Consider the following 26,832-nt stretch of genomic DNA (forward strand, 5'->3'; position numbering starts at 1 on the left):
GTTACCTCTCATTAAATTCTGTCAGTGCGTTATTTGCGCTAACGAAGTCTAGGAGCGGACTATTCCCGACCGGTGAACACCCGTTGAATAAGACGGCGTGTCCCGCCGACGATGTCGCGCATGTCCTCGCTTCTGAGAATCAGCAACAGCCCCACATACAGGGCGGTCATCACCGCCGCGATCCCCGCAATGACCGCCCCGGCCCCGACCACCGAGCGGCGGGCGAAACCCTCCGGATCCAGCCCTCCCGCGGCGACGAGGATCAACACCCCCACGATGATCGCCGGCACTGTGGCGAGGGCGAAACTGCCCAGTCGCCACATCACGGGCGCCAATTTCAGCCCCGGCAGCGCGCGGCGCAACAGCAGCAGTGCCACCGCGAGTTGAGCGAAGGACGCCAGTGAGGCCGACACGGCGAGGCCGGCGGCGAGTTGGTCGCTGGCAAACGTCGAGGCGGAGAGCGCGAGGAAGATAAAGACCGCCGTGTGCACCAACTGGAACACAAAAGGAGTTCTGGTGTCATCGAGTGAGTAGAACACCCGCTGGATGACAAACACGACACTAAAGGTGGCGAGGCCAATCGCATAGGCCGAAATGACAAGACCCATGGCCTCCACGTTTTCTGGCGTACCCCCAAAGAGTGTGGCGAAGGGCAGCGAGAGCACCAACAGTCCCGCTGAGGCGAGGATCATCATCGCGCCGATCTGTCGAATCGACCTCGTCACATCCACGACCACTTTGTCGGTCTCACCGTCCCTCGCGTGGGTGGCCATCCGGGTGAAATACGCCGTCGCGAGAGACACGGCAATGACCGAGTGGGGCACCATGAACAGCAGCCACGAAAAACGCAGCACGGCGAGGCCCGGCTGTCCCTCACTGGTGGCCAACGTGGCGACGTTGGCCTGCACCACACCGGCGATTTGGGTCAACAAAATCATGCCAAACAGCCAGCCGGCGGCTCGCCCCGTTTTGGCCAGGCCCACCCCGCGCCAGTGAAAATCGGGTCGATAGTGAAGGCCCGCACGCCGCCAAAACACCAGGAGAATGAACGCCTGAGCGGCAATTCCTGCCGTGGCACCGCCGGCTAGTAGCGCCACCATGCCGTTCGTCCATTCGAGGGCGACGGTGACGTCGCGCTCGCCAAAAAGAGTGTTGAAGATGACCAGACCCGCGATGAACACGATGTTGTTGAGTACCGGGGCCCAGGTGAAGGGTCCGAACACTTTCCTCGCGTTTAACACTTCACCGAGCAAGCTGTAGAGGGCATAAAAAAGCACCTGCGGCAGCGACCAGTAGGCCAGTGCAATCGCGAGGGCCATGTCATCCGGACTGAAGCCTCGCCCGCTGCCCCCGGCCTCCTGGGCGTAGAGGGCGACCAGCAGGGGGGCTAAGAGTGTGGCGAGTGCGGCGAGGAGGAGAAACACCACAAAGCCGAGGGTGACAATTTTGTTGATGTAGCCGGCGCCACCATCCGAGTGGGCTCCCGCGCGCACGATGTGGGGAACCAGCACAGCGGTGAGGACACCGCCGGCGATGAGTGCGTAGATGTTGTTGGGGAGTTGATTGGCCAAGGCAAAAGTGTCCGCACCAGAGCCCACCGTTCCCAGCGTGCGGGCCAACAAAATGGCGGAGGCGAAACCCAAAATGCGCGACACGATTGTGCCCGACGCGAGCAGGGCCCCGGCACGCCCGAGATGATCACCGCCAGTGGTCGCCGGGTTAGCCACGCTCTGGCTCTTCTCCTCGGAGGCGGCGTTGCACGGCACGGTAGATACCGATGGCAAAGACCAGGCCGATGACGATCGCGAGGACGATGGTGATCACGTTTTCCCAGCCTGCGCGGATGGTCACCGGGAGGCTCACCGTTTCCCCCAGCGGGAGCCCGAGGCTGTTCGAGAGGGAGAGCTCCACCGGCACGGTCCCATTCGCCAGCGATCGCACGGGGACGCTGATTCGCCGAAAGGATTCTGCGGGGACGACCACGCTGACGGTGGGCTGCTCGACTCGCAAGATTCCCCGGCTCGGGCTCACGGTGAGCTGAACGGTCACCGCGGACGATAGGTCGTTTCGGATCGTGACGGGCAGTTCGGTTCGATCGGCGAGCACGGTGATCGCGCTTCCCTGTTCGACGAACACTGAATCTTGAAAGGCGGCGGAGTCTTCCTGGGCGCGCTGCCATTCGGCATCTCGACCCTGGGGGTTATCCCGCCAGGCGGAAGAAAACAGTGCGAGATAGCGATTCCACCTCTGGACCACCAGCGCCTCGGGGTCAGAAGCGATGGTGGCGTAGCGCACGTCGGATTGCCACAGTTCGCGCACCTCGGTGATGAAGTTCGTCCATTGTCCCGGAGGAGACGATTCGTTAATGGCTAACGCCAGTTCGCTGGGCTCTTCTTCGAGGGGCACGCCGACAATGTCGACAAATTCGACGTTTTTCAGCCGCTCTAACACCGATTCGAGACGCAGTGAAATGGCGGTGACCGGGAGGCGTCCCGTGTCGACGACGAGGGCTTCGTCGGTTTGGCTAAACGCTCTTTTTGCGACCAGTCCTTGGACCCTCTGGAGTGCGGCTTCGGCTTCCACTTCGCTGGCGGCAACCGTGGCTTCGCGGAGGGCGTTGGAGAGTTCCTCGTCGACTCGCACCATCCGAGTGGAGCCAAATTGGACGACGGTGCGATCACTGTCAACAACCGAACTGGGCACCAAGACGGCCTGTGCGGAGCGTTGGCCGAGCGCGTCAAGCTCGGATTCGGTGATTTCGTCGCTGTGTATCCAGGGATACTGACCCAGTCGTGCGTACAGCAGGGTGTCGATTGCTTGGGTCGCCAGGGGGTCGCTATCCGCCCACGGCAGCGCGAACTGAGAAAAACCAATCCCGGAGAGATTCTCGGACCACTTTTGGGCGCTCTCTGGTGCAGCGTCACCGAGGGCCTGAATCGAGAGGGTGATTCGACTATCGACGGCAATGGTGGCGGGATGTCGACCCAAAACACCGGCGACCACGTCCAGCGCACCGCCCGGTGCGGTGTACGCCTCGAGCTCACCAACGCTCAACGCTTGACCCCCAGCGGGTGGAACCGACAGGGTGACAATCGGAGCAACCGGTGTGGTCGCCACTTCGGCATCCTCGGGAACCACGGTGAGAAGCTGACGCTGCGAGAGGCTCGCCTCTGCGCCGGGTTCGCTCACGTCATCGATGAGGTCTGCTTGGAGTCCAAAGAGTTGCGGGTCGACGTCTTCGGCCTCCGGATCCCCCGGGACGGTGAACTGGATTCGCACGTCACCGGTTTCAAGCTGTAAGACCTGCGGCGAGGCGACCGCGTCGATGGGGGTGAGCGTCGGGTCTGCCTCGCGGGCAATAAAACGCCGCATGGCCACTTCAGTGGCTAAAGGCTCCTCGGTAATCGATAACCGGATGGCCCGCTCCGGAATGGGTTGTGCTTCAGCGGCCCGCAGGGTCACTCGGACGGTGACCACTTGGCCGGGTTCGACCACCGAGCCGTCTTGGACAAAGAGGTCGACGGTGCCATCGTCGCTACTGGGCGGTGCGGCGGCCTGAGCAATGCCGGTTGTCCCGGGCGTGGCCAGTGCGCCAAGCAGGATGGCGACCAGGAGGACTCGGCCACGGGCCCACCTGGTCTTGCGGGGTGGCCTAGAGATTCTCATTTATCGCGCTGTGGAGTCCATTCGGCTGGCACTCTCCGAGTCTAGACTCTGAAGACCATGACTCGTGTTGCCCAGGCCCTCGACACTCTGGCCACTTTGGTTGGTCGATCGCCCGTGAGCGACCTGGCGTCGGCGTTTGATGCCGCGGGTGTCGAACTCTCCCTCGTGGGCGGACCGGTGCGCGACGCCTTCTTAGGCAAAGCGGTGAACGATCTCGACTTCGCCACTTCTGCTCGCCCGGAGCAGATCGAACAGCTTGTGCGGCCCATTGCTGATGCGGTCTGGGATGTCGGTCGGGAATTTGGCACCATTGCGGCCCAGTGCGGCGAGACCACCGTCGAAATCACGACCTACCGAGCGGATAGTTACGACGGCGCGAGTCGGAAACCGACCGTCGAGTTTGGTGATTCGTTGGATGAGGACCTCATCCGCCGAGATTTCACCGTCAATGCGATGGCCGTGCGAGTGCCAGGCCTCGTCCTGGTTGATCCCTACGGCGGTTTGACCGATCTGATGGATGGGGTGCTTCGCACCCCGAGCCCGCCCGAGGTCTCGTTTGCCGACGACCCACTGCGGATGCTTCGCGCCTGTCGATTTGTCGCCCAATTGGGGGCAACCCTCGAGGCGGAGACCGCCCGGGCTCTTTCCGAGATGGCCCCTCGCATTGAGGGTATTTCTGCTGAGCGGGTCCGCGATGAGTTGGTGAAGTTACTCTCGACCGCGCACCCGCGTGAGGGCGTGGAAGCCTTTGTCGACTCCGGACTGGCCCACCTGGTGCTGCCCGAATTGGCGCTGCTTCGGGAAGAGCGCGACGAGCATCGTCGCCACAAGGACGTGTACCAGCACAGTTTGACGGTGCTCGAGCAAGCCATTGATTTAGAGGCTCAGCGTTTCCCCGACCAACCCGTCGATGTGACCCTGCGCATTGCCGCGCTGCTGCACGATATTGGTAAACCGGTGACGAAAAAGTTTGAACCCGGCGGTGTGGTCACTTTCCACCACCACGATGTCGTGGGAGCGAAAATGGCCAAGAAGCGGTTGAAGGCGTTGCGCTTTGACAACAACACGGTCGATAGCGTCAGTTCACTCATCGAGTTGCACCTGCGATTTTTTGGCTACGCCGATCAGGGCTGGTCCGATTCGGCGGTGAGGAGATATGTCCGTGACGCGGGCGACGAGCTCCAAAGATTACACATCCTCACCCGCGCCGATGTGACCACGAGAAATCAGCAAAAGGCCGACCGGTTGGCCTTTGCCTACGACGACCTTGAAGAGCGCATCGATCAGCTCTCGAAAAAAGAAGAACTCCAAGCGATGCGTCCCGACCTCAACGGCGAACAAATTATGGAGATTTTGGGGATTGGCCCCTCGCGGGCGGTGGGCCAGGCCTATCGGTTTCTCTTGGAGCTGCGCATCGACCACGGCCCATTGGGTGAAGACGCCGCACGGGAGCAACTCGAGAAGTGGTGGGCAGAGCAGTAGAAGTTTGCCCCGGCCAGGTCTCACTGACTAGGCTAAAGCGTTGGTCCAGCCTGGACCACAGCACTAACCCTCCTGTTGCAGAAATCCTGTAACCGTTCCAGTCCGAAGGAGGTCGGGTACACGTGCATAAATATGAACTCATGGTGATCATGGATCCCGAGGTAGAAGAGCGGACCGTTGAGCCAAGCCTCACACAGTTCCTCAAAGTCATTAGCGATGATGGCGGCACAATCGATTCGGTCGATATTTGGGGCAAGCGTCGTCTCGCCTACGAAATTCAGAAGAAAACCGAAGGCATTTACGCCGTGGTGAACTTCACCGCCCAGCCAGCAGCGACTGCCGAGCTTGACCGGCAGCTGCGTTTGAGCGAAGCGGTCATGCGCACAAAAGTGTTGCGCGCCGAAGACGTGTCGTTCCGCGTGGGTCAAGATTCGGCCCCCGCAGAGAGCAAAGCGAGCTAGGACGATGGCAGGAGAAACCCCCATCACTGTCGTGGGCAACCTCACGGCCGACCCCGAACTGCGCTACACCCAAAACGGGATCGCGGTGGCGAACTTCACCATCGCCTCGACACCCAGAACCTACGACCGTCAAAGCGGCGAGTGGAAAGACGGTGAAGCCCTGTTCATGCGCGCAAGCGTCTGGCGTGACTTCGCCGAACACGTCTCCAACTCGCTCACCAAGGGGGCCAGAGTGGTCGCCACCGGCCGGTTACGCCAGCGCTCGTTTGAGACCAAAGAGGGCGAAAAGCGCACCACCATTGAGATGGAGGTCGACGAAATCGGCCCCAGCTTGCGCTACGCCACCGCAGCGGTCACGAAGCAGTCATCTGGTGGGCAAAACCGCCAGGTAGCAGCTGATGATCAGTGGGCGTCTCCCGCCGCCGGCGGCCAAACCCAAGACCCTTGGGCGACGCCGGGAGTGAGCGCCCCCGCAAGCGACGACGTGCCGTTTTAGGCACCCACCCCGTCTTTACCCACTTGAGAGAATAAGGAACACACGAACATGGCAGGAAAAGCAAGCGGTGACCGCCGCAAGCCTCGCGGACCGAAGGGCGGCAAGCCCCAGGCTCCTGTGAAGGCCATTACGGTCGGCGTCATCGACTACAAAGATGTCCAAACCTTGAAGCGGTTTATTTCAGAGCGCGGCAAGATTCGCGCTCGCCGCATTACCGGAGTCTCGGTGCAGGAGCAGCGCCTGCTCGCGAAGGCGATTAAAAACGCCCGCGAGATGGCCCTGTTGCCCTACGCGGGTGCAGGGAGGGCCTAGACAATGGCGAAGGTAATTTTGACCCACGAGGTCTCCGGCCTCGGACGCGCGGGCGACGTGGTCGATGTGCGCGAGGGCTACGCCCGAAACTATTTGCTCCCCGAGGGCTACGCGATGGCGTGGACGAAGGGCGGCCAGAAGCAGGTCGACCAAATCCGCCAGTCTCGCGAGGCCAAAGCCATGGCGAGCCAGGAAGAGGCCGCCAACTTGCGGGACAAGTTGGAGGCAGGCCCGATTCACGTCGCGGCGAAGTCCGGCAAAGAGGGCAAGCTGTTTGGTTCCGTGACCAGGGCGGACATCGAGAAGGCCGTGGCGGCACAGGGCCTCGGCGCGATCGATCACCGCACGATCGACATTCCCCACGCCATTAAGAACGTGGGAGAACACAAGGCGACCGTGTCGCTCGCTGACGGAGTAGTGGCCGCTCTCACCCTGTCGGTGGTCGCAGAGAAGTAGTTTTTCGCGCCCATTTCTGACGCCGAGTGCCCTGTTCGGGCGCTCGGCGTCGGCGTGTCGGGAGCGGGAAATGTTTCACCTTTTTCCACAGAACCCCGTCGGGCTTAATAACCCTCAACCACGTGTTTATACAGGTTTTCGTCGATGGACGTGTTAATTTCTAAACGCGCTAAATAGGTGTTTTTGCTCCTCAATTGGTCGGATGAAGGACTATTTGTCCCCAGGTTATACACATCACTATCGGAGTTGCTCCCGCATATTCCACATAGTTATCCACAGGGGTGGTTGAGCATCCTCCGGCAGCTGTTTATGGTGAGAGCTCACGACGTCACAGCCCGGAAAGACGACACGAGGTCATTGCGCTCCGGCAATGTCTGTGGTGGCTGCTAGAACTGCCTTATTGGGCCTTAATTGTGTGTGGAAGGGATGTCCATGTCGATACCTCAGCTCGGTCTCGTCTCGGATCTTCCCGAGGAGTACCAACGCTCAGGTGAACGCACCCCACCGCACGACCTCCTCGCCGAACAGAGCACCCTCGGGGGCATGCTGCTCAGCAAGGACGCCGTAGCCGACGTCATTGAAGTCCTCCGGGGTAAAGACTTCTACCACCCCAAACACGAAATCATCTTCGATGCCGTGCTCTCGCTCTACTCCCACGGTGAGCCCACCGACGTGATTACCGTCACCGAGGAGCTCACCAAGACCGCGCTGCTCCAACGCGCTGGTGGAGTGGACTACCTGCACAGTGTGGTCTCGATGGTCCCCACCGCGGCGAGTGCCGGGCACTACGCCCAGATCGTGGCGGACAAGGCGGTGCTTCGCCGCCTGGTTGACGCCGGGACTCGCATCGCCAATATGGGCTACGCCAGCGAGGGGGAAGTCACCGAGCTGGTCAATGTGGCCCAAACCGAGATCTACCAGGTCGCCGGCGGCGTCGAGACGGAAGACTATGTGCCACTGACCGACGCCGTGGGCGAAGCGGTCGACGAAATCGAAGCCGCTCGGGGTTCGAGCGGCGAGATGATGGGTGTTCCTTCGGGCTTTGCCGAACTGGACCAGCTCACGAACGGTTTTCACCGAGGCCAGTTGGTCCTGGTAGCCGCTCGTCCCGCCCTGGGTAAATCGACGCTGGCGCTCGATTTCGCCCGGTCAGCGGCAATCAAGAACAACCTGCCCGCCATCGTGTTCTCCCTGGAAATGAGCCGCTCGGAAATCGCGATGAGGCTCCTCGCGGCTGAGGCCGCGGTTCCGTTGCAGAAAATGCGCAAGGGAATGATCGAACAGCGCGACTGGACGACCATTGCGCAGACGCGTGGCCGAATCGACCAGGCACCACTGTTCATCGACGACAGCCCCAACATGAGCCTGGTCGAAATTCGGGCAAAGTGTCGCCGACTCAAACAGCGAGCCGGGCTCAAACTCGTCGTCATCGACTACCTGCAGTTGATGAGTGCGGGGAAAAAAGTCGAATCGCGCCAACAGGAAGTGAGCGAGTTTTCTCGTGCGTTGAAACTCCTCGCGAAAGAGCTCGAAGTCCCGGTCATTGCCCTCTCGCAGCTAAACCGTGGTCCCGAAGCCCGAGCCGATAAGAAACCGCAGCTCTCCGATCTTCGAGAGTCGGGATCACTGGAGCAGGATGCCGATGTGGTCGTGTTGCTCCACCGCGATAGCGCCTACGAGCAAGAAAACCCCCGAGCGGGAGAAGCCGATTTGATTGTGGCGAAACATCGCAATGGCCCGACGGGCACGATCACGGTGGGATTCCAGGGCCACTATTCGCGCTTTGCCGATATGCCCAAGGTCTAAACCGCGCTGGTCTACACCGCGCTGGCTTACACCGCCCCGACGCCATACAGCGTGTCGATCTCGCGCAGATACTCCGTCATCGACAGCCCCACCACAGCACTGCCTTCGGGGTCAAAGCTCAGGGCACCCGCCTCGGCCAATAAGGACATCAGGGTGTGGTGGGCGCTGAGGTTATGGCTCGAAAACGACAGGCAGCGCTCGAAGGGGATACCGGTACTGCCGCGTTGGTCGGTGTGACCGCCCCGGTCTTCCTTGAGTCGCACATCGTGCGATGTGTAGGCGGTGCGGGAGGCAAAAAACGTCGTCCCCGCAACCCGTAACTGGACATCGGGAACGTGTAGGACATCCCAGGCGATCAGCGGGACCATATTTGTCTTATCAAAGGGCATCGGCATGAGTGCCTTGTGGTGTCGCGCGGTTCGCGCGTTGGTAAGAGCCATCGCTTTCCACGACGAGGTACGAAACGAGACGAAAGAAAAATCCGCCAAGCTCTGGCCACCCTCGTGGGCGATAAACCACTTCGTGGTGTCGCTGTTGGCGTAGGCGAGATCACATCGACCACCGAGCTGGTCGGTACTCGGCCACGTCGTCATCCCCGGAGCAATCACCCGGGCGACGAGGGCGTCGTCGAGCCCGGAGGTGGTCAGGCTAGAGGGTGCCGGGCCCATCGCCACGACCTGTTGTCCTCGAAGCGCCTGAGACCACGAGCCCTTGTCGATCAGATCGGCCATTCCGTGCTCGCCAGCGGTCAGTAACCACAGCAAGTGGCCGGCGTCTGTCCAGAACTCCGCCGTGTGGGAGGCCGGAACCCGGGTGTGCCAGGTCTGGATAGCCGAGTCGATGTCTCGAGAGTGCAGGTGGGCAAGAAATAATTCGGTGCGCTGTCGGTCGTTTTGTGGCCGACTGGCAACAATGAGGGCTCGCGCGTGCTCACCAAAAGCCTGGGAGGCGACAAAACACCCCACGGCGCGAGAAAGGTTTTCGAGGACAAACCAACCGGTCGGGGGCAGGCTCGAGTGCCGAAGCCGCTGGAACACCTCATTAAACGCGTCGCTTGCCTGCTCGTGGGAGAGGCGTTGGTCCATTCGCCCGGTCACAATGTCGGCCACTGCCCTCGCGCTCGCGCGTCCCCCCAGTACGCTCTGGCCACGCTGGAGTGCGTGTGCGGCGCCGTCTCGCTCTCCCGCCTCGATCGATGCCTTCAGGCCATTGAGTAACACGCGCGCGGCCCGCAGCCGCAAGCCCGTGGAAATTCCCGCCAGTGTGTACACCGCTACGCCCGATCTTTTCCGTAAAGCTCGTCTAACTCACCGAGGTACTCATCCACCGGCATTGAGGCCACTCGGGTCGTGTCCTCGTCGGCGACGAGGGCGCCACCCTCTAGGAGGTTTGCAACCAGAGTCAGGTTTTCACTCACGTTGTGTCTGGCGAAGGTGGGACAGCGCTCAAAGAGTTCACCGGTGCTCCCCGTCTCGTCGGTACCTTTGGCGAGTGTGTGCTTAAACCGCCGGTTGCCCTGGGTGTAGGCAGTTTGGGAGGCAAAAAAGGTCGTCCCGCCCAGGGTTAGCGACACATCCCGCACGGTCAATACGTCCCACACCATCAGGGGAATCATGTTCGGTGAGGACCCGCCCAACATCAGCCGGCGTGGGTCCTTTGCCGCCCGAAGCACCGTGGAATCGTGGGCAGGCAGTGGCGCGGTGGATTGATCCAGTCGGAAACTGACCGCCTGAAATCCGCCCAAAGATGGCCAGGCCTCTGTTTCGTTAATCCAATTTTTCGTTTCCCGGCTCGCATACGCCAATTCACAGGCACCGGCCAACGGGTCGGTATCGCCATCCCAGCTCAGCACGTCCTGCATGATCACCCGAGCGGTCAGCGACTCGGCACTCAGATCCTTCGTGGTCAACGACGTGGGGGCGGGGCCCGCAATCACGACCGGATGGCCCGACACCACGCGGGAAAAGGCGGATGTCTCCTCAAACTGGGCCAGACCGGCAGCAGCACCACTCCACAGCCACAGATAGTGGCCTCCGTCAGCCCAGAAGGGCTCGGAGGGCACACCTTTGGTGGCCTCGTGCCACAGACGACTGGCCGCGCCCAGGTCTCTTTGGTGAATCGCCGCGAGGAATCGCTGGTTCGGTGTCCCCCTGGCGGCGATCGTCTCGAACGCCTGGTGTCCAAAGGCCGCCGAGGCGACAAAGCAACCGACCGTTCGGGCGAGATTTTCCAGGGTGATCCAGGTCTTTACAGACAGCCTGCGCGAGCTCAGGCGCTCGGCCAGTTGCTGAAAACCCGCGCTCGCTTGTTCGTGAGAGACCGAATCGTCTAGTCGTCCCCGCAGCAGCGCCGAGAGAGCATCGCGTTCAGTAGCGGGCAACCCCACCCGGCGGCCGTGTCCAGAAACCAACGCGGAAATCGCGTCAGCGTCACCGGCGCGAAGTGATGATTTGAACCCTGTCACCAGAGCCGTGTGCGGATCGAGTAGGCGCCGGAGTGGACGAGGCAACCGCATGTCGTCCTCCTTGGGGGGCTCGCGCTAGATTGGACGGGTGCCAGAGCCCCACGTCATTATTCCAGCACGGCTGGCCTCGACGCGTTTTCCGCGCAAAGTTCTCGCCGATGTGGGCGGAAAACCCATGATTCAGCGGGTCTGGGAAAGATCACGAGACGCGGTCGGGGCGGAGTGTGTTCACGTCAGCACCGATTCTGACGAAGTGGCTGAGGTCGCGAAGGGGTTTGGCGCCGACGTACGGATGTCGTCTGACCAGGCGCGCTGCGGAACGGAGCGAGTCGCGGAGTTGGCCTCACGCCTCGACGCGTCGGCGCTCGTGAACGTCCAAGCCGACGACCCCTTTATTTCTTCCGCGCTGGTGAGCGAATCGATTAGTGCCTTCTTCGATCGCGGACTCGCGGTGTGTACCCCGATTTTTCGCATGACTCACGAGGATGGCCAGACCCCGCACATTGTCAAAGTCGCTCGTTCGCATTCTGGCCGGGCGCTGTACTTTTCTCGAGCGGTCATCCCCCACGACCGCGACGGTGCTGAGCAGGATGCAGAACTGTGGGGCCACATCGGACTCTATGTGTATAGCCCCGATGCGGTTGAAGCCTTCGCGTCCTTTGGCGAAAGTGAACTGGAAAAGCGCGAAAAGCTCGAACAGCTGCGTTTTCTGGAAAACGACATCCCGATTGCGACTTTTGTGACCGACTATCGCCCCCGCGCCGTCGATGTTCCCGAAGACCTCGAGCGCATGTTGAAAGATGGCTTCGATGAGTAATGACCCCCTGGTGGCCCGAGCCAAAGATGTCTTGCACACCGAAAGCGCTGCGCTGGAGTTAGCCGCCGACCGCTCGGCCGAGCAGGTCGCCGCGGCCGCGCGGTTGATTTTGGATCGAGAACCCGCCGACGTGATTCTCACGGGGGCCGGAAAATCGGGCCACATTGCCCACAAGCTCGCGGCCACACTGAGCAGTGTCGGCACCCGCAGTCACTACTACCTCACCTCAGAAATGTTTCACGGTGACCTGGGTTCGGTGGATCGCGCCGGGGCAATCATTCTGCTCTCCAAGAGCGGCTCGGGCGCAGACTTGGCGCAGTTGGTCGATTTCGCGACACGGCGAAACATCGCCCTGATTGGCATTCTGGGTGATCGCCATAGCCCCCTCGCCTCGAAGTTGGATGTCTTTATCGACGGGTCGATTCAGCGAGAAGCAGACCCCGAAGGGTTTGTTCCGACCTCGTCGACCACGCTCGCCCTCGCACTGGGTGACGCGCTCGCGGTGTGTTTGATGGAGGCACGCGGGTTCACTAGCGCCGACTTCGCCCAGTTCCACCCGAACGGGGCACTGGGGGCGAGGCTCAATCGCACCGTGGCCGACATCATGGCCGGCGAGGCCGATATTCCTGTGCTGAGCCCGCAGCAGAGTGTGCGCGACCTCGCGATCGAAATGAGTAAGCACCCCACGGGTCTGGCTGTGGTGCGTGACACCTCCGACCACCTCGTCGGGGTGGTGAGCGACGGTGACCTGCGTCGTGCACTGACGGAAGTCAGTGACCTCTCCGGTGTGACGGTTGCTGAAGTGATGACGAGTAAACCGGCCACCATCGGACCCGAGGCACTACTCACCCATGCTCTGGCTGTCATGGAAGGACACCAGCCGGGGGCCATTTCTGCCCTGCCGGTCGTCAGTGACGACGTGGTGCGCGGTGTGGTCACGATCCACCAACTACACAGAGAGATGCCCGCATGATGCCCAGCAAAGCTCCGTCCATTTCGATTACCGAGAACATCCAGCTGGGCGGTGACCGGCTGGTCATTTTTGCGGGCCCCTGTGCGATCGAAACCGAAGACCTGACCCTTCAGGTGGCCCGGGACGTGAAGGCGATGGGTGAGCGACTCGACATCGACGTCGTGTTCAAAGCCTCCTACGACAAAGCCAACCGCACGTCGCTCAGCTCGTACCGCTCGGCGGGTATGGACGAAGGACTGCGCATCCTCCAGCGGGTGAAAGACGAGTTCGAGATGCCGGTGATCACCGATGTCCACGAAAGCACTCAGATGCCACGCGTCGCGGAAGTCGCCGACGTCGTCCAAATTCCCGCGTTCTTGTGTCGCCAAACGGACCTGCTGATCGCCGCCGGAAAATCCGGGCGAGCGGTGAACATTAAGCGCGGCCAGTTCATGGCCGCCCGGGATATGCGCTTTGCCGTCCAGAAAGTCCAACAGTCGGGTAACCCCAATGTCTTTCTCACCGAACGGGGTGTGACGTTTGGCTATCACGACCTGATTGTCGATATGCGCTCGTTTCCGATCATGCGGGAATTTGCCCCCGTCGTCTACGACGTGACACACAGCATCCAGCAGCCCGGTGCAATGGACGGCAGCTCCGGTGGTGCTCGCTGGCTGGCCCCGCCGCTCGCTCGAGGTGCGGTTGCCGTCGGCGTCGATGGGTTGTTTTTAGAAACCCACCCCGACCCGGACAATGCCCTAAGCGACGGCCCCAACATGATCCCCACCGGTGAGTTGGAAGCAGTCTTGGCGAAACTCAAAGCTATTTGGGAACTGGCGCGGTGAGTGCCCCCGGTATCGCCTCCTTCCAGGCGGTCCGCCTGGTGGTGCTCGATATCGACGGGGTACTCAGCGATGGCACCGTCTCGATTGACAGCGCGGACGATCACCGCCGCGTCTTCGACATCAAAGACGGCTTGGGTGTGGTGCGCCTGGTGCAATCGGGGCGCGATGTGGTGGTGATTTCGTCGTCCGCAACCACTGCGGGGGTGCAGCGACTACGCCGGCTGGGAATCGACCCCGTGCACGTGGGTGTCTCACAGAAAATTGACGTGTTGCGCTCCGAAGTGGAGACACGCGGGCTGGACTGGTCGGCCGTGTCGTACATGGGCGATGACCTCCCGGACATGGAGTGCCTGCAGGCCGTGGGTCTCGCGGTGGCTCCCGGCGATGCGGTCGCGGCCGTGAAACGCGCGGCGCACTACGTGACGATCGCCCATGGCGGGCGCGGAGCGGTTCGGGAGCTCTCTGACCTCATCGTCGATGGCGCCTGGCCGGAAGGGTAGGCACCGTGGTGAAGGCGTTTCCGTGGGTCCACCAGACCATTTCCCTGGTGGGCAATGCCTCCAGCGTCTGGCGGGGAGCGTTTGGCACACAAATCGACCAGGCCGACTGCGTCATTCGCATCAATCAGGGGGCGTTTATTCCTCTGCGGCCCGACTCGACGGGCGTGCGCACCGACGCGTTACTCATGTCGCTTTCTGGTTATGCCTGGGATAAAGCGTGGATGTATAGCAGGGGGAGGCTTCGGGCAAAAACTGTGGTGGCGATGACACCGAGGGCCAGAACGTTTTTGGGCATTGACTTAAAACACCTCATCCCGGTCTATCCGAGTCAGTGGCACCAAGAGCTTCACGACCAGCTGGGGGCGAGGCCTTCCACCGGGGCGATGGCCGTGGACTTACTGCGGCGAACCGTCGCCGATGTGTCGCAAATCAGTGTCTACGGTTTCGATTTCTGGGGCTCGCCCACCACCTACACCGGGATCATCAAAGCAGCCCCGCACGATCCGGTGGCGGAAGAAGAATTCGTCCGATCGGCCGTGGCGCCCGGTCGGGTCTTTCAGGTCCCCGAGGAATCCGATCATGCCTAAGCCGGAACAGTTTCCCTGGCACGGCCACACCGTGGCGTTGGTGGGAAGCGCCGAAAGTCTGCTCCGGTCCGATTTTGGGCCAGCCATCGACTCCCACGACATTGTGTTGCGCATCAACCAGGGCGCGTTTGCCGCCCTCACGCCAGAAAATACGGGGCTTCGCACCGACTATGTGCTCTTGACGCTCACCGGGGGCACCAATCGGGCCAAGGTGTCCTTTTTGTGGCGGGCCAGAAGGGCTGCCCGCGCGGGTGTGGTGTTGATGTCACACAAAGGGCGACGTATTTTTCGCCTCGATATGTCGAAGTTTTTTCTGTCCTATCCGCCGTCGTGGCAGGACGCACTCATCGAGACACTGGGCCACCGCCCCTCGACCGGAGCCATGGCGGTCGACCTGTTGACCAGGACTATCGCCTCGCCCGAGCACCTGGACCTCTACGGTTTTGACTTCTTTCGCACACCCGATATCGCCCACGGGCGAAACCGGGTCGTCGCGCACGACCCGCAGGCCGAAGAGCACTACATCCTGGGTCGCATCGCGCCGGAACATTTTCACGCCTCACCCGAGGCGCCCTGAGACAGTAGCGTGGTGGCCGGGCCGGCCCCATCAACGCCCACCGAGAGAGGACACGTCGTGGCGCAGAATCGAGGCACCATCGTGGTGCTCAACGACACCGCCGCGATCGCCCATTACGGCTGCAAAGTGGTGATGAAGCGCATCGTCGACGAGGTCGCGGCCGCAGGCTTTGAGGTGAAAACGGTGTCGGTGTATTCGACCTGGCGGGTTCACCAGAAGCTGATCGATCAGGCTGCCGCGGTCATCGTCAACGGTGAGGGAACCCTGCACCACTCCGCCCAGAGGGCCCAAACGCTGGTCGCCGTCGCGCCGTATTGCGCCGCACGGGGTATCCCGGTGTTTTTGATTAACTCTGTCTGGCAGGACAACAGTGCCGACATGGCGCGTCAGGCAGAAGATTTTCTGCTGCGCTTTGTCCGGGAATCGCGCAGTGAAAAGCAGTTCGCCGCAGCGGGCCTGAAGGCGAAAACCGTTCCCGACTTGACCCTCGGCTGGAATTACCGGGCAGCGAAGCCGGCACCACAGCGCTCCGGTCGGGTCTATACCGACGCGGTCGGGATGCCAGCCACCGATTTGCTCTATCGGCTTTTTCGAGAAGATGCCGGCTCGCGCTACGTGACGATGACTCCACCCGGGGGCCACCGCGGCGACTATTCCGACTACGACTTTGAGCGGCTGCCGGCGCCCTTTGATAAGACCTTCCCCCTGACGCTTCGACTTCGCCTGCGCCAGATCATGAAGCGGACTCTGCTGATTCGGGGAAAAACCAAAAACGCGATTCGCAGAATGAAAGGCCACCTCGAGATGGTGCCGCTGGAGGGCTTTATGGCCGCTCTGGAGTCGTCCGAATTGGTGGTGACCGGACGCTTCCACGGGGTGTGTCTGTGCCTGTTGACGGGGACCCCCTTTTTGGCGCTGACGTCCAATAGTCACAAAGTCGAAGGCATGTTGGAAGACGCGGGACTGGCCCACCGGATTGTCCGCCCGGCCGATGTCCGCGCTGTCCTCGCCCACCCCCCGGAGTGGTCCGAAGACGACGCGAAGAAGGCGAAAGCTTTTGTGCAAAAAGCACGCCGCGGCCAAAAAGCCATGTTTGCTTCGGTGTTATCGATGGCGAAAACCGAGTCCTCATGAGCACGCCTGCCGACCCGGTGCGGGTGTCCATCCGGCTGAATGTGGCGAGCGCCGCGACGGCGGCGGTCTTGGCGGTGCTCAGTATTTTCAACCGCATCGAAGACCCCGAAGTGGGCCTTGCCGTGTGGGGCGGTTTTTTGGTCATTGTGGGCACCGCCCACACCAGTGTGCTGATCGCCTCGGGTCGACCATCTGGCTGGTGGAGCTGGTGGGTCGGCCACAGCCTGACGGCGGTGCTGATTGGGGCTTTCACCCTCTGGTTTGTGCCCTCCGGTTCGATTGCGCTGTTGACCTGGTCGATTGTGGTGTGGTCGGTTGTCTCTGGCGGAGCGAGTGTCGTGCAAGGCTTTCGCCAAGATCGCACCCTGTCGATTCGAAGCGATTGGATCAGCCTCGGGGTGGGAACGTTGTTTTTCGGGCTACTGGTCTTGATCGTTCCGCCCGAGGTGTATTGGCTGCTGGGCTTGGCGGGAGTCTGGGCGGCGATGGTGACCGTGTTTCTGGTAATCGCCGCACTCAGCGCACGCCCTGGAGTAACAGGCCAGAATGGGGCAGGGGAGGATGACCAGTGACGGCTAAAAATGCCAGGCGGATGATGGCTCCGATGGAGTTTGTGGCCATTGCGGGAGTGTTGGCGCTCTTTGCCGGCTTGACGGTGTTGATGGTGACCAGGGATGTGGTCACCGCGTTTATTGCCTCCGGGATCACTTTTGTCGCCGTGGTGATGACGATTTCCATGCTGCTGTTGGCGATGACTCCCAACAGCACCCCGGAAGGGGAAAAAGACAAGCCCGATTCGGGTAACGACTAACCCTCGAGGTAGTCCACCAGGGAATCGGCGAGGCCGACATAGCGCTGTGGTGTAAGCGCGAGGAGCCGGGCTTTCGCCCCGTCGCTGATGTCTAACCCTTCGATGAAGGTGTGAAAAGCCTCCGGCGTGACACGCACTCCGCGGGTGAGCCCCTTCACCACGTCGTAGGGGTCATCGATGCGAGAGTTGCCGAGTACGATTTCGGCGCGGATGACCGTTTGGATCGCTTCGGCGAGGACTTCCTGGTTTGCCTCCAGGTCGGCATCCATCGCGTCGGCGTCGATGTCGATTTCTCCGAGGCCGCGCAGGATGTTCTTCCAGGCCACCAGTTGGTGACCGAGTGCCATCCCGATGGTGCGCTGCATGCTCGAGTCGGTGAGGTCGCGCTGCAGCCTCGAGGTCGACAGTGTGCTGGCGAGAGTGTCGAAGAGCCCGCTGGCGACTTCCAGGTTGGCCTCCGCGTTTTCAAACCGGATCGGATTTATTTTGTGGGGCATGGTGGACGAACCGGTCGTTCCGGCGACCGGGGTTTGTCGCAGGTAACCCATCGAAATGTAGCTCCAGATGTCGGTGCACAGATTGTGGGCGACGCGACCGGCCTGTTGGAGTGCCTGAAAAAGCTGGACCTGGCCGTCGTGGGGTTCAATTTGGGTGGTCAGTGGGTTCCACCGAAGGCCCAACCCTTCGACAAACTTTTGGGAAATGCCCGGCCAATTGGCGTCTGGCCACGCGACCTGGTGGGCGGAGTAGGTTCCGGTGGCGCCGTTGTATTTACCCGGGTAGTCACAGGATTCCACCCGAGCGATTTGTCCGCCAAGGCGGTGAGCGAAGACGGCGATTTCTTTGCCGAACGTGCTCGGCGTCGCCGGCTGGCCGTGGGTTTTGGCCAGTACGGGAACGCTTCGCCACAGCCGGGCCAGCCGGGCCAGTTCGCCCTGTACGGCTTTCGCGGCGGGTAGCCACACGGTGTGCACACTGCGCTTGACCATCAGTGCGTAGGAGAGGTTGTTGATGTCTTCGCTGGTGGCGGCGAAGTGGGTGAGCTCTTGGTAGTGGCTAAGCCCCAGCTGTGCCAGTTTCCCCCTGAGGTAATACTCGACCGCTTTGACGTCGTGTTGGGTGGTGTCTTCGATGGCTTTCAGCGCGGCGGCCTCGGTCTGGTCGAAGCTCTCGACCAGGGCGCGCAGGGCGCTCTGGGTGCTGGCATCCAGGGCCTGCGTCCCCGCCACACCGTGTTCGGTGAGGGCGATGAACCATTCGATTTCGACTTCGAGTCGGGTGCGGTTGAGCGCGTGTTCGCTGAAGACTTCGGCGAGGTCGGCCACGAGGGGGGCGTAGCGGCCATCGAGGGGCGAGAGGGGCGAAATCAGAGAATGCGTCACCGTAAAACCCCCAGAAATTGAGACTGTCCTTCCATTCTGGCCTATCTCTCAGCCCATCCGGGGAGCCATTCTCACCCACATGTCTTAGGAAATTCATAGGCTTTATACAGATAGAGGGAGTGAACTGGGGTCCATGACACCGCAAGAACACTCCGAGTCCGCAGAGAACCCATCGACCATTCGAGTACTCGTCGTCGACGATGAAGAGCCACTGGCCGATTTGGTCGCAATGGCACTGCGCCACGAAGGCTGGGTCGCCTCCGTCGCCTACAGCGCACACGAGGCACTGCAGCGCCAAAAAGACACCCCGCACGACATTGCGGTTCTCGACATCATGTTGCCCGACGGTGACGGGCTATCGCTCATGAAACAGCTGCGAGAAATCGATTCGAGCCTGCCGGTGTTATTTCTCACCGCAAAGGACGCGGTCGACGACCGCGTCCAAGGCCTCACCCTCGGCGGTGACGATTACGTCACCAAGCCCTTCAGCCTCGAAGAGCTCGTCGCCCGGCTTCGCGGCATCATGCGTCGGGTGGGCGGGGACACCACCGACGAGGCCCACATCGTGCGAGTGGGAGATTTGAGCCTCAACGAAGACAGCTACGAGGTGTATCGGGGCGATACCCCCATCGAGTTGACCTCCACCGAATTTGAACTGTTGCGGTACTTGATGAACAACCCCCGCAGGGTGCTCTCCAAAGCCCACATTCTCGATCGGGTCTGGAGCTATGACTTTGGCGGGAAACCGAGCATCGTCGAGATTTACATCTCCTACCTGCGCAAAAAAATCGACACCCTGGGCCCACCACTCATTCACACCGTGCGCGGTGTGGGCTACATGATTAAAGCCGCCGATTCGTGAGCCCCACACGCCCCCGGAAGGCGGGTACACACCGTAGCGGTGCGCCCAAAGACTTCCGCCGACGCTTAGTCTTCGGCGGTCTTTCGCTGATTTTGCTGGCCGGAATCCTGATCGGCTTTGCGAGCACCGCGATGGTTGTTCGGCAGCTGCTCACCGACCTCGACCGAGAACTCATCGCGACCGCCAACCGCGTGGCGGCCTCTTTGGAACAGGATTCTGGCTTGTTTCCGGGTCCGCGCTCGCGGTTGGAGCGACCCGGTTTCACCGTGGGAACGGTCATCGCGGTGGTGGGCCCCGATGAGGCCCAAGGGGCCGTGATTGATTCTGAGGGTGTGTTGCGCGCGATCGAACCGTTGGCGCTTCGACAACTCGTGGGCCAAGAGTTCAGCCCCGTAGAGCCCTCAACCTATTTCCTGGGCGGGGCCGTTCGCGAGACCAGGCTCATCGCCGTCGATAGCACCGGTGATACCGACCTGGTCGTGGGCTTGCAGATGACCAACATTCGACACACCATCGCCCAACTCCAGGGCGCCATTTTCGTCATCACCGCCATCGTGATCGGCATCGCCGCGCTACTGGGAATTTGGGCGCTGCGAGTGGGTCTGAGGCCACTGGATCGAATGCGACAGACGGCACTCGCGGTCGCCGGGCAGCCGCTTGACCACGGGCACGTCGACCTCAGCCAGCGGGTTCCCTCGGACCTGGCCCGACCGGATCGAGAAATCGGTCAACTGGGTGTGGCGATCAACCAGATGCTGGACCACGTCGACAATGCCCTCAAGGCGCGGGAGCATTCGGAAAAAGCGCTTCGCCAGTTCGTCTCCGATGCCAGTCACGAGTTGCGCACACCGCTCGCTTCCATTCGCGGCTATTCCGAAATCACCCTCCGACACGGCAAAGACCTGCCGGAGACGGTGAGTGGGTCACTGGAGCGCATTGAATCCGAGTCGATTCGGATGACCGGTCTCGTGGAGGACCTGTTGCTCTTGGCGCGCTTGGACGAAGGCGCCTCGTTTCCGAAGGAAACGGTTGACCTCACTCTGGTTGCCGGCGACGTCGTGAGCGATGCGATCGCGCGGGCGCCCGGACATCACTGGGAAGTGGAGTCACCCGACCAACCGGTACTGGTCTTTGCCAATAAAAACCAACTCTTCCAAGTCCTCACCAACCTGGTTCAAAACGCCCGGGTTCACACCCCGGAGGGCACCACCGTGAAAGTGTCGGTCGGCGTCGATGACGACCACGCGAGCGTCGCCGTCGTCGATGATGGCCCGGGGATTAGTCCCGATATGGTCGGTCAACTCTTCGAGCGTTTTCGACGAGGCGACTACGGCCGCTCGCGAAAAACGGGGAGCACCGGTTTGGGCCTCGCGATTGTGAAGACCATCACCGACGCCTGCGGTGGGTCTGTCGATGTGTCCTCAACACCCGGTGAGACTCAGTTTCTCGTCCGCATCCCCCTGGCACGCGGTGACTCTGAGGCGAGCCAGGACAACTAGCGACCTGTCCACCGGCGACACGCCTGAACACTTCCTCCCAGAGTGTGTCACCACGGCCCGACCGGTCGCGCTCTGGGAGAGGGTGGCCCGAGGTGACCTGACGCTCGGATAGGGAGCGCAGGATGACGTCACGCTGGGGGTCGCGGTGGACGAAGGAGACATCGAGCGCGTGCTCGATCGGGTGCAGCTGGTGTGCACACAGCTCCAGCGGGCAGTAGCCAGCGCTCGCGGTCTGCCCGAGACGCCGCAGTGGCGAGGCTCTTCACACTCGCTGGCGCAGTCGCAACAGGAGTATGTCCTGGCCGAACTGGTCGGTCTCGAGCGAGAATTTGGGGAACTGGCCTATCGCTGCGATCGCGACCTGCAGAGTCTGCGGCGAAGGCAGGAGGAGGAAGGTCTGGCGGGAGGCCACTGGTGACGACCCTGGTCGTCACCGCACCGGGGGGACAGTCTGTCGCGACCGAAGAAATACTGGTGCTTGGCCAAGAACTCGACTCGATTGGTGCACTGCTGGCTGACGCCTGGCGCACGGTGAACCATCCGACCGGGCCGTACCTGCCGGAGGGCTACCGGGAGGCGGTGGCCAGGCTCGCGGGTGTGGCCGATGACGTGTCGTGGTTGTGCCGATCGCTCGTGGCCTACACCCAGCAGGTCGCCGAACAGGAGCGCTGGCGCACCAGGTTGTGGGATTCCACCCGCGATCACTGGACCCGCGCACTGGTCTGGTCGGCTCTTGGCCAACAGGGTGTGCGGGGTGGCTCCCCCGATGCCAGCTTCGACGACGCGGCTGAAGCACTTCGACGACTGGATGAGCCCTACCATCCGGCTGTGTCCACCTGGGAGGTTGACCGCCGTGAAGGAGTCGGAATCTCACAGGGTGTAGCGGAGCGTATTGCCCGAATCCCCGAGGGGTCGAACCCGGTTCGAGTCGAGAGATACGCCACCGCTGAGGGAGAGTTCCACACCGAAGTCTTTGTCGCGGGGACCAGGACGTGGAGTCTCGACGAGAAGACCGACCCGTTCGATATGCGATCCAATCTGGCACTGGTGGCCGGTGCTCCCGCCGCGTCGACCATGGTGACCGAGCGCGCCATGCGCTCCGCCGGTGTTCAGCGAGGCGACCGGGTGGTCTTCGTCGGCCACTCTCAAGGCGGAGCCGTGGCGGCCACACTGGCCGAGTCGGGCCGCTACGACACCCGCGGCCTGGTCACTGTCGGCGCACCGGTCGGTTCACAGCCAGCTGGCGGTGAGTACCCCGCACTTCGAATCGAGCACCGAGACGACGTGGTGGTCGACTTGGCCGGGAAAACACTGCCCGGCGGGCACACCGTGGTCGAGGCGGATAGCGGTGCGACGACCGGGGACATCCCCGGCGCCCATTCGCGCGATCGCTATTTTCAGACCGCGACGCAGATCGACCAGTCCGACGCCGATCTGCTCTCGGGGTGGGCAGATGGGTTGCCCGGGCCGCTTCGCGGCCAGGCTCGCTGGTTTGATGCCAGCCAAGACCTCAGCGGCGGCGAAGTAGCGGGCGGAAAAACAGCCCAATAATCCAACTGGTGATGCTCAAGACGAGTGCACCCAGCACACCCGTCCACAGGCCCTCCACCGAGAGGCCGAAACCAATCCACTCGGAGAATTGGTGGACGATGAGGAGCATCAGGCCGTTGACCAGCAGGGCGATTAGACCCAGAGTGAGCACGTAAAGGGGGAAGGCGACGATACGAATGGTGTTTCCCACGATCGCGTTGATGATGCCAAAAACCATTGCCACGAGCAGGTAGGTGAGCGCCAGTTCCACACTGGGGGCACCGATGAAAATTTCTGTCTCGGAATCTGCGTAGGCGGTCATGTTCAGACCGGGTACCGCCCAGACGGCGACTCCCAGCGCGAGGGCGGTGACCAGCGAGCGCAACACGAATCTCAACATGCCTCCACTATGCCCGTCCGACGGCTATTGACCAAAAGGTTGTGGCTTGTGTGGGCAAGCGATGGAGAAAAAACCCTTCGATTGTGTCCCATCTACGAGAGTGAGCCCGCAGCCCCCGGTTAGGCTGGGCGCATGCCTCTCTCGAAGGACACCCTTTCACTGCTTGCGCCCGACGGCAGCGTGGTGCACGGTGAGGCCCACGATCGCTACTGGCCGGTCATTGACGCTCTGGATGACCAGACGCTCCAGCTGATGTATTCGACGATGGCGATTACCCGGGCCCTGGATTACGAAGCCGGAACGCTACAACGCCAAGGCCAAATGGCGCTCTGGGTGCCCGCTATCGGTCAAGAAGCGTGTCAGGTGGGCTCGGCGCTGGCGAGCAAACCTCAAGACAGCATTTTTCCCGCCTACCGGGAACATTCGGTCGCGCGACTGCGCGGGGTGTCGATGCTGCAGATTATTCGAATGCTTCGAGGTCTCACCCACGGGGGCTGGGACCCCGAAACGCACAACAATTTCCGGCTCTACACCCTGGTGATCGGTTCGCACACCCTGCACGCCACCGGGTACGCGATGGGTATCTCACTCGATGGACAGGTCGCCACGGGTGACGCCAGCCGCGATGAGGCGACCATGGTCTATTTTGGCGACGGGGCCACTAGTCAGGGTGATACCCACGAAGCGATGGTGTTCGCCCAGAGCTACCAGGCACCCGTGGTGTTCTTTTTGCAAAATAATCACTGGGCCATTTCGACGCCGGTCCGCGTGCAGTCGCGCTCGCCGCTCTATCAGCGCGCGGCGGGTTATGGCATGCCCAGTAAGCAAATCGATGGAAACGATGTGCTGATCAGCTACGCCGTGTCCCAGCAGATGCTGGATGACGCCCGCTCTGGCGGTGGACCCCAGTTCATTGAAGCCCTCACCTACCGCATCGGTGCGCACACCACCAGTGATGATCCGACGAAGTATCGAGATGATGACGAGTTGGCGTTTTGGACAGAGCGCGACCCGATTGCCCGCTTCCGCGCCTACTTGGAGAGCAGGGGCACCCCCGGTTCGTTCTTCACCGAGGTGGATCAACAGGCGGCTGATGAGGTGAGCGACCTGCGAAAAGAGGTGTTGGCGCTGGAGCCACCGCCGCGCGGCAACATTTTTGCCCACGTCTATTCGGCCGAGCACAAACCCCTCGAAGCCCAGGCGGCCTGGTTGGAAGAGTTCGAGGGGTCGTTTGTGCAGAAGGGCGACAGCTAGTGAACCTGACGATGGCCAAGGCGCTCAACGAAGGGCTGCGTCGGGCGATGAGCACCGACGACTCGGTGTTGGTCCTCGGTGAAGAGGTGGGCCAACTGGGTGGGGTGTTTCGCATCACCGAGGGTCTCCTGGGTGAGTTTGGGCCCCAGCGCGTGTTTGACACTCCGCTGGCCGAATCGGGGATTGTCGGCACCGCGATTGGCTTAGCCATGCGCGGTTACGTGCCGATTTGTGAAATCCAGTTCGACGGTTTTGTCTACCCGGGTTTCGACCAAATCACATCCCAGTTGGCGAAGCTCACCGCGCGCTACGAGGGGACCCTCTCCATGCCGGTGATTATTCGTATTCCCTACGGCGGTCATATCGGTGCGGTCGAGCACCACCAGGAAAGCCCGGAAGCCTATTTTGCGCACACCCCGGGGCTTCGAGTGGTGAGCCCCGCAACACCACACGATGCCTATTGGATGATTCAAGAAGTCGCGAGCCAGCCCGATCCGGTCATTTTCTTGGAGCCGAAGAGTCGCTACTGGCACAAGGGTGAGGTCAACACGGATGATCCGGGGGTGGCATTACACGACGCGGTGGTCGTGAGACCGGGATCGGATGTGACCCTTGTCGGCCACGGCGCAATGGTGACCACGCTGATGCAGGTTGCTGAGGTGGCCGAGGGCGAGGGCACCAGCGTGGAAGTCATTGATCTTCGAAGCCTCTCGCCCATCGACTGGGACGTGCTGGTGCGCTCCGCCCAGTCGACCGGCCGTGTGGTGGTCGCTCAAGAGGCCCCCGGTTCGGTGAGTGTGGGCAGTGAAATTGCCGCCACGGTGACCGAGCGTGCGTTCTATTCGTTGGAGGCACCCGTGATTAGGGTGTCGGGTTTTGATGCGCCTTTCCCGCCGGCTCAACTCGAGTCGGTCTACCTGCCCAGTGTCGACCGACTGCTCGACGCCGTTGACCGGGCGATGGCCTACTAAATCGATGGAGGTGTGACATGGCACTGGTTTCTTATCCACTACCCGATGTGGGAGAGGGTCTCACCGAGGCAGAAATTGTGTCCTGGAAGGTGGCCCCCGGTGACCAGGTGAGCCTGAACCAGGTCGTCTGTGAGATTGAGACGGCGAAAAGTTTGGTCGAGTTGCCCTCACCCTTTGAGGGAACGGTCGAAGAGGTACTCGCCGAGGAGGGCGCCACGGTCGCCGTGGGGGCGACAATCCTGAAAATCCGCGACGCGTCGCCCGATGAACCGACGCCCGATCCGGTGGTTGCCGAGGTCAGCGAAGCGGTGAGCGATGTGGAGTCGACGCTCGGCGGCGACGAGGGCTCCGCTGAGCCCAAAAACCTTGTGGGCTATGGGGCCGCCTCTGATGAGAAACCCACTCGCACCCGCCGTTACGTCTCGGGGGAGTCCCTCGCTGAGGCGGGATCCGCAGAGCGGGACGTGCGGGCTCCCATCCAGGACAGTGTTCCGGTCCTCGCAAAACCGCCGGTGCGGAAGCTCGCGAAGGAACTCGAGGTAAATCTCGCCGATGTCAGCCCGAGCGGTGTCGGTGGCGAGATTCTTCGAGAGGATGTCACCCGTCACGCCGACCAGGCCAAAGTGTTCAGAAACTTGGACACCCCCGGCTGGCCCAGTGAGCGCGAGGAGCGCATCCCGGTGAAGGGGGTGCGTAAGGCGATTGCCAATGCGATGGTCACCAGCATGTTCAGCGCGCCCCACGTGTCGGTGTTTGTTGATGTGGACGCCACCCGCACGATGGAGTTTGTGAAGCGCTTGAAGGCTTCGGCGGAGTTCGCCGGTATTCGGATTTCACCGCTGCTGATCATGGTGAAGGCGATGATTTGGGCGGTGCAGCGAAACCCTTCGGTCAACAGCACCTGGACTGAAGAGGAAATTATTGTCCACCACTTTGTGAACATGGGTGTCGCGGCGGCGACACCGCGGGGATTGATTGTCCCCAACGTGAAGGATGCCCACACGCTGAGCCTGCGCGAGCTCGCCGTGGCCTTGGAGGCGCTCACGACGAAAGCACGCGAGGGCAAGACCACACCGGAGGACATGGCACAGGGCACCATCACCATCACCAATTTGGGCTCGTTTGGTGTCGACACGGGCACGCCGATTTTGAATCCCGGAGAAGTCTCGATTGTCGCCCTGGGCACGATCAAGCCCAAACCGTGGGTGGTCGATGGCGAGGTGTTGCCGCGAATGGTCACCACCGTGGCGGCGAGTTTTGACCACCGCGTCGTGGATGGCGATGTGGCGAGCCGGTTCGTCGCCGATGTGGCGAGTGTGATGGAGGAGCCTGCTCTCCTCCTCGACTAGTCTTATTGACAATGATTCTCAATATCGTGTATCGTCACGGTTATGAAAACATCAACCCTTATTGCTCTGGCCGCAGTATCGGCACTCACCCTCGCAGGGTGCACCGCAGAACAAGGCCCAGTCGCCAACGAAAACACCGAGACAGAAACGGCGCCTAGCGCATCGCCCGAGACCACTACCCTCTCAGTCACCACCACGGTGCTGGGTAGCATCGTCGAA

28 protein-coding genes are annotated in these 26,832 nt (G+C 61.7%); 22 read left to right on the plus strand and 6 right to left on the minus strand.

Features of this window, described 5'->3' with window-relative positions; genetic code table 11:
* Positions 1-59 precede the first annotated feature (59 nt).
* Both murJ and RI518_RS04770 read right to left on the minus strand, forming a co-directional pair.
* Positions 60-1,727, minus strand: a complete 1,668-nt coding sequence (gene murJ / locus RI518_RS04765; RefSeq protein WP_310671347.1) for a lipid II flippase MurJ — start codon at positions 1,725-1,727, stop codon at positions 60-62.
* Positions 1,720-3,666: a DUF6049 family protein gene (locus RI518_RS04770; RefSeq protein ID WP_310689511.1), complete on the minus strand. Its 1,947-nt coding sequence runs from the start codon at positions 3,664-3,666 to the stop codon at positions 1,720-1,722. Before RI518_RS04770 ends, murJ begins: the two co-directional genes overlap by 8 nt.
* Positions 3,667-3,723: 57 nt before the next feature.
* Here RI518_RS04770 and RI518_RS04775 point away from each other — a divergent pair, with 57 nt between their 5' ends.
* The 6 genes from RI518_RS04775 to dnaB all read left to right on the plus strand — a co-directional run bounded on the left by RI518_RS04775 (position 3,724) and on the right by dnaB (position 8,679).
* Positions 3,724-5,148 (plus strand): CCA tRNA nucleotidyltransferase, encoded by a 1,425-nt coding sequence (locus tag RI518_RS04775; protein ID WP_310671345.1) that lies wholly within the window; start codon positions 3,724-3,726, stop codon positions 5,146-5,148.
* Positions 5,149-5,270: 122 nt separating this feature from the next.
* Positions 5,271-5,609, plus strand: a complete 339-nt coding sequence (gene rpsF, locus RI518_RS04780) for a 30S ribosomal protein S6 (protein ID WP_310671344.1) — start codon at positions 5,271-5,273, stop codon at positions 5,607-5,609.
* A 4-nt stretch (positions 5,610-5,613) separates the two neighbouring features.
* Positions 5,614-6,105, plus strand: a complete 492-nt coding sequence (locus tag RI518_RS04785; RefSeq protein WP_310671343.1) for a single-stranded DNA-binding protein — start codon at positions 5,614-5,616, stop codon at positions 6,103-6,105.
* 48 nt (positions 6,106-6,153) lie between these two features.
* Positions 6,154-6,417: a 30S ribosomal protein S18 gene (gene rpsR, locus RI518_RS04790; RefSeq protein ID WP_310671342.1), complete on the plus strand. Its 264-nt coding sequence runs from the start codon at positions 6,154-6,156 to the stop codon at positions 6,415-6,417.
* Between the two features lie 3 nt (positions 6,418-6,420).
* The gene (rplI, locus tag RI518_RS04795) at positions 6,421-6,873 is read left to right on the plus strand and encodes a 50S ribosomal protein L9 (RefSeq protein WP_310671341.1); all 453 of its coding nucleotides are present in this window, start codon (positions 6,421-6,423) and stop codon (positions 6,871-6,873) included.
* Positions 6,874-7,305: 432 nt separating this feature from the next.
* Entirely contained in the window at positions 7,306-8,679 is a 1,374-nt protein-coding gene (gene dnaB / locus RI518_RS04800) for a replicative DNA helicase (RefSeq protein WP_310671340.1), read from the plus strand.
* A gap of 26 nt (positions 8,680-8,705) precedes the next feature.
* Here the strand turns inward: dnaB and RI518_RS04805 are convergent, their stop codons facing one another.
* Positions 8,706-9,950 (minus strand): hypothetical protein, encoded by a 1,245-nt coding sequence (locus RI518_RS04805; protein WP_310689513.1) that lies wholly within the window; start codon positions 9,948-9,950, stop codon positions 8,706-8,708.
* A gap of 2 nt (positions 9,951-9,952) precedes the next feature.
* The gene (locus tag RI518_RS04810) at positions 9,953-11,143 is read right to left on the minus strand and encodes a hypothetical protein (RefSeq protein WP_310689514.1); all 1,191 of its coding nucleotides are present in this window, start codon (positions 11,141-11,143) and stop codon (positions 9,953-9,955) included.
* Between the two features lie 88 nt (positions 11,144-11,231).
* Here RI518_RS04810 and kdsB point away from each other — a divergent pair, with 88 nt between their 5' ends.
* The 9 genes from kdsB to RI518_RS04855 are packed head-to-tail and all read left to right on the plus strand — an operon-like array spanning position 11,232 to position 17,366.
* Positions 11,232-11,960, plus strand: a complete 729-nt coding sequence (gene kdsB / locus RI518_RS04815; protein WP_310671337.1) for a 3-deoxy-manno-octulosonate cytidylyltransferase — start codon at positions 11,232-11,234, stop codon at positions 11,958-11,960.
* Positions 11,953-12,933, plus strand: coding sequence for a KpsF/GutQ family sugar-phosphate isomerase (locus RI518_RS04820; RefSeq protein ID WP_310671336.1), 981 nt, complete (start codon positions 11,953-11,955; stop codon positions 12,931-12,933). Before kdsB ends, RI518_RS04820 begins: the two co-directional genes overlap by 8 nt.
* On the plus strand, positions 12,930-13,757 hold the full coding sequence (kdsA, locus tag RI518_RS04825; RefSeq protein ID WP_310671335.1) for a 3-deoxy-8-phosphooctulonate synthase: 828 nt from the start codon (positions 12,930-12,932) through the stop codon (positions 13,755-13,757). The genes RI518_RS04820 and kdsA overlap by 4 nt, the downstream gene beginning before the upstream one ends.
* Complete coding sequence (locus RI518_RS04830) at positions 13,754-14,257, plus strand: HAD hydrolase family protein (RefSeq protein ID WP_310671334.1); 504 nt, start codon at positions 13,754-13,756, stop codon at positions 14,255-14,257. The genes kdsA and RI518_RS04830 overlap by 4 nt, the downstream gene beginning before the upstream one ends.
* Before the next feature lie 5 nt (positions 14,258-14,262).
* On the plus strand, positions 14,263-14,844 hold the full coding sequence (locus RI518_RS04835) for a hypothetical protein (RefSeq protein WP_310689515.1): 582 nt from the start codon (positions 14,263-14,265) through the stop codon (positions 14,842-14,844).
* On the plus strand, positions 14,837-15,421 hold the full coding sequence (locus RI518_RS04840; protein ID WP_310689516.1) for a glycosyltransferase family 29 protein: 585 nt from the start codon (positions 14,837-14,839) through the stop codon (positions 15,419-15,421). The genes RI518_RS04835 and RI518_RS04840 overlap by 8 nt, the downstream gene beginning before the upstream one ends.
* A gap of 57 nt (positions 15,422-15,478) precedes the next feature.
* The gene (locus RI518_RS04845; RefSeq protein WP_310689517.1) at positions 15,479-16,555 is read left to right on the plus strand and encodes a polysaccharide pyruvyl transferase family protein; all 1,077 of its coding nucleotides are present in this window, start codon (positions 15,479-15,481) and stop codon (positions 16,553-16,555) included.
* Positions 16,552-17,127, plus strand: a complete 576-nt coding sequence (locus RI518_RS04850; protein ID WP_310689518.1) for a hypothetical protein — start codon at positions 16,552-16,554, stop codon at positions 17,125-17,127. Before RI518_RS04845 ends, RI518_RS04850 begins: the two co-directional genes overlap by 4 nt.
* Positions 17,124-17,366 (plus strand): hypothetical protein, encoded by a 243-nt coding sequence (locus tag RI518_RS04855; protein WP_310671329.1) that lies wholly within the window; start codon positions 17,124-17,126, stop codon positions 17,364-17,366. The genes RI518_RS04850 and RI518_RS04855 overlap by 4 nt, the downstream gene beginning before the upstream one ends.
* Here the strand turns inward: RI518_RS04855 and purB are convergent.
* Positions 17,363-18,748 carry an adenylosuccinate lyase gene (purB, locus tag RI518_RS04860; RefSeq protein ID WP_310671327.1) on the minus strand — a complete coding sequence of 462 codons (1,386 nt, stop codon included), beginning with the start codon at positions 18,746-18,748 and terminating at the stop codon, positions 17,363-17,365. The two genes, RI518_RS04855 and purB, sit on opposite strands and share 4 nt — an antisense overlap.
* A 133-nt stretch (positions 18,749-18,881) precedes the next feature.
* Between purB and RI518_RS04865 the strand changes: the two genes are divergently transcribed.
* The 4 genes from RI518_RS04865 (at position 18,882) to RI518_RS04880 (ending at position 22,660) form a co-directional block, all read left to right on the plus strand.
* Positions 18,882-19,610: a response regulator transcription factor gene (locus RI518_RS04865; protein WP_310689519.1), complete on the plus strand. Its 729-nt coding sequence runs from the start codon at positions 18,882-18,884 to the stop codon at positions 19,608-19,610.
* On the plus strand, positions 19,607-21,109 hold the full coding sequence (locus RI518_RS04870; protein WP_310671325.1) for a HAMP domain-containing sensor histidine kinase: 1,503 nt from the start codon (positions 19,607-19,609) through the stop codon (positions 21,107-21,109). The genes RI518_RS04865 and RI518_RS04870 overlap by 4 nt, the downstream gene beginning before the upstream one ends.
* Before the next feature lie 145 nt (positions 21,110-21,254).
* Entirely contained in the window at positions 21,255-21,527 is a 273-nt protein-coding gene (locus RI518_RS04875) for a hypothetical protein (protein WP_310671323.1), read from the plus strand.
* Complete coding sequence (locus tag RI518_RS04880; protein ID WP_310689520.1) at positions 21,524-22,660, plus strand: hypothetical protein; 1,137 nt, start codon at positions 21,524-21,526, stop codon at positions 22,658-22,660. The genes RI518_RS04875 and RI518_RS04880 overlap by 4 nt, the downstream gene beginning before the upstream one ends.
* Here the strand turns inward: RI518_RS04880 and RI518_RS04885 are convergent.
* Positions 22,620-23,039 (minus strand): phage holin family protein, encoded by a 420-nt coding sequence (locus RI518_RS04885; RefSeq protein ID WP_310671321.1) that lies wholly within the window; start codon positions 23,037-23,039, stop codon positions 22,620-22,622. The two genes, RI518_RS04880 and RI518_RS04885, sit on opposite strands and share 41 nt — an antisense overlap.
* A gap of 132 nt (positions 23,040-23,171) precedes the next feature.
* On the opposite strand from RI518_RS04885, the gene RI518_RS04890 reads away from it, so the two are divergent.
* The 3 genes from RI518_RS04890 to RI518_RS04900 are packed head-to-tail and all read left to right on the plus strand — an operon-like array spanning position 23,172 to position 26,613.
* Entirely contained in the window at positions 23,172-24,293 is a 1,122-nt protein-coding gene (locus RI518_RS04890; protein WP_310671320.1) for a thiamine pyrophosphate-dependent dehydrogenase E1 component subunit alpha, read from the plus strand.
* Between the two features lie 11 nt (positions 24,294-24,304).
* A complete protein-coding gene (locus tag RI518_RS04895; RefSeq protein ID WP_310689521.1) occupies positions 24,305-25,264 on the plus strand; it encodes an alpha-ketoacid dehydrogenase subunit beta in 960 nt (319 codons plus the stop codon).
* A gap of 17 nt (positions 25,265-25,281) precedes the next feature.
* Positions 25,282-26,613, plus strand: coding sequence for a dihydrolipoamide acetyltransferase family protein (locus tag RI518_RS04900; protein ID WP_310671319.1), 1,332 nt, complete (start codon positions 25,282-25,284; stop codon positions 26,611-26,613).
* The last annotated feature ends 219 nt before the right edge of the window (positions 26,614-26,832 follow it).

This window comes from Pontimonas sp. (assembly GCF_031581085.1).
In the GTDB taxonomy this organism is placed as follows: domain Bacteria; phylum Actinomycetota; class Actinomycetes; order Actinomycetales; family Microbacteriaceae; genus Pontimonas.